We start from the raw sequence: 2,021 nt of genomic DNA, 5'->3' as shown, positions 1-2,021 counted from the left end.
CAGCGCAGCAGAAGCCAGGCATTCAGCGCCGCCAGATCGTCAAAGGCCAGCCTGGGAGTGAACAAAGCCGCCAGCAAGCGCACACCCACGCCCTTGTTGGCCAATCTGGTGATGTATGTGCGACGACCTGAATGGCTGGACGCGTCTTTCAAGCCCACCGCCTTGTATATGTCGAGAAACAACTGGCACATTGTGTTGGCGGAGAAGTGCCCACCTTTCTGGCTTTCAAACAGGGGCCGCTCAGGATCGCTCAAGTTCAAGCCAGCAGCATAATCCGCCAATGCCCTGCGCAGTCGCTGGTTCACATACACTGTGCGTGTTGCACCGCCCTTGCTCTGTGCCGCAGACAGGATGAATTGTGTGCGCACAGCGCCTGCCTGGTCAAACACATCGCCGCGTTTCAGTGCGGCGATTTCCTTTGCCCGTAGCCCGGCGTAGAAGCTGAACAGGACAATGGTTTGATCGCGTGTTGGATGACGGCGGCAGCGGCAGTATTGTATGACGCGACGCAGCTGAGCTTCATTCAGTGTCTGTGCTTGGCGCATGGCGCAATTCCCCCAAAAACCTCATGTTTTCATATGCTTGACTATAAAGCCTGAGGTTTTGGTTGGTCGACCTAAAATGGTGGAAGTTGGTCACTCAATGAATTCAATGACTTAGGCGAAAATCTCACACAATGCTGATTGTATGAGGTTTTCAGCTGTGTCGCGTTGCTTGCTGATAACTGCGTAGTTAACGCCTGCGTCACAGATTTCGATGTATTCTTGACTTTATATGTTTTAGCTAATATTTATGTTTTGCATAGAGGGAGCTGATCATGCGTAATTTCTCATCCACAGAACTGGCCAACAAAACTGGGGATGTGCTGGCGGCAGCGGCACAGGAACCAGTGAACATCCAGCGACACGGCAAAGCGCGCTATGTGCTGCTGAGCGTAGAGCAGTTTGAGCGGTTGAACGTGAAGGCAGACCAGCGCCGGGCTGTGCATGTGGAAGATTTGGCTGCGGACGAGGCGGACGATCTGATTGCGCAGCTTGAGCACAGCATCGCAAATGACTGATACGCCCCGAGCAGGCCGTATGCTATAGAAATTCTAGAAATTGACATCAACACCCGAACTGTGACGGTTGTATCCGCAGGGTCAAGCGGGTTCGGGGAACGCTACAGTTTCATTTTCTTACTGCTTTAGGTTGCCAGGCACGCGTGCAAGATGACGAGGTATGTCCATCGTTTGATGCAGTAAATCCAAAAGAACGAAGCTGTCAGGATACTCGATGTAGATCAGATAATGCCCACCTACCCGCGTGAATCGAATGTCGTCGGCTAGGTTGCTATCTATGAGCAAACGGCAGCTTTGCGTATGTGCAGCACCCGCTGCGATATCATCCATCTTGGCAAGGATGTCTTGCTCATAGGCGTCTGCTTGACGTGGCCCAAATGTTTCTAGGGTCCAAAGTGCAATATCCAGCAGGCTTTTCTCTCCTTGTAGCGTTGCGCGCCAAGGTTTGGTCATTTTTGTGTCTTGCGCGCAGTGGAGAATGCACGTTGGACGATGGCTTGCCCGCTATCTTTGGCAAATTCACCTTGCTGAGCCTGTCGCAAGCTGGAGAGCAAGCGTTCCCGCAGGTCAAGGGCTTCCACTTCTTCCCTTTCGAGAAGCCGGAGCCCTGCTCTCAAAGCTTCGCTTGCATTTTGATAGCGGCCCGCCGTCACCAAACGCTCGACCAATTCCGCCTGTTCTGACGTTAATACAACATTGCGCGTCGCCATATGATCCTCCTGCTGTTGGTTGGCATAATATGCCAATGCTTGAATTTTGTCTAGTGAGACGCAAGGCGCTCAGTATTCGTCGGCCAGCATAACCGTCAGCACCCGCGCTGTGACGGTTTCATCGGTTGGATCGGGTGAGTGCATTTGCAGATCGAGATCGTAGTAATCCCACTTCCAAAACACCTGAACCTTGCGCCAATGTGCCGCGCGACAAACAGGCTGAGAATCCAGCGTCAATCAGGATGAGAACG

Annotated in this window: 5 protein-coding genes; 1 reads left to right on the top strand and 4 read right to left on the bottom strand. The window is 52.6% G+C overall.

The features are described 5' to 3' along the window. The coding region (locus ACFTOW_RS13515) for a tyrosine-type recombinase/integrase (RefSeq protein ID WP_379916577.1) at positions 1-545 on the bottom strand (545 nt) is incomplete at its 3' end. Between the two features lie 272 nt (positions 546-817). Between ACFTOW_RS13515 and ACFTOW_RS13510 the strand changes: the two genes are divergently transcribed. Then, positions 818-1,060 (top strand): type II toxin-antitoxin system prevent-host-death family antitoxin, encoded by a 243-nt coding sequence (locus ACFTOW_RS13510; RefSeq protein WP_379916575.1) that lies wholly within the window; start codon positions 818-820, stop codon positions 1,058-1,060. Positions 1,061-1,177: 117 nt separating this feature from the next. On the opposite strand, the gene ACFTOW_RS13505 is transcribed toward ACFTOW_RS13510, so the two are convergent. The 3 genes from ACFTOW_RS13505 to ACFTOW_RS13495 all read right to left on the bottom strand — a co-directional run bounded on the left by ACFTOW_RS13505 (position 1,178) and on the right by ACFTOW_RS13495 (position 2,007). Next, positions 1,178-1,513: a type II toxin-antitoxin system RelE/ParE family toxin gene (locus ACFTOW_RS13505; protein ID WP_379916573.1), complete on the bottom strand. Its 336-nt coding sequence runs from the start codon at positions 1,511-1,513 to the stop codon at positions 1,178-1,180. Continuing rightward, positions 1,510-1,770, bottom strand: coding sequence for a type II toxin-antitoxin system ParD family antitoxin (locus tag ACFTOW_RS13500; protein ID WP_379916571.1), 261 nt, complete (start codon positions 1,768-1,770; stop codon positions 1,510-1,512). The genes ACFTOW_RS13505 and ACFTOW_RS13500 overlap by 4 nt, the downstream gene beginning before the upstream one ends. 69 nt (positions 1,771-1,839) lie before the next feature. After that, the gene (locus ACFTOW_RS13495; protein WP_379916569.1) at positions 1,840-2,007 is read right to left on the bottom strand and encodes a DUF3768 domain-containing protein; all 168 of its coding nucleotides are present in this window, start codon (positions 2,005-2,007) and stop codon (positions 1,840-1,842) included. Positions 2,008-2,021: the final 14 nt, after the last annotated feature.

The organism is Lacimonas salitolerans (genome assembly GCF_042677865.1).
GTDB classification, from domain to species: Bacteria; Pseudomonadota; Alphaproteobacteria; order Rhodobacterales; family Rhodobacteraceae; genus Lutimaribacter; species Lutimaribacter salitolerans.
The sequence above is the reverse complement of the archived record's forward strand: the minus strand, read 5'-3'. Positions and strand labels throughout refer to the sequence as shown.

Bases quoted from the DNA above. Each gene is read 5' to 3' on its own strand.
- ACFTOW_RS13500 (WP_379916571.1), bottom strand. From the start codon at position 1,770: ATGGCGACGCGCAATGTTGTATTAACGTCAGAACAGGCGGAATTGGTC.
- ACFTOW_RS13505 (WP_379916573.1), bottom strand. From the start codon at position 1,513: ATGACCAAACCTTGGCGCGCAACGCTACAAGGAGAGAAAAGCCTGCTG.
- ACFTOW_RS13510 (WP_379916575.1), top strand. From the start codon at position 818: ATGCGTAATTTCTCATCCACAGAACTGGCCAACAAAACTGGGGATGTG.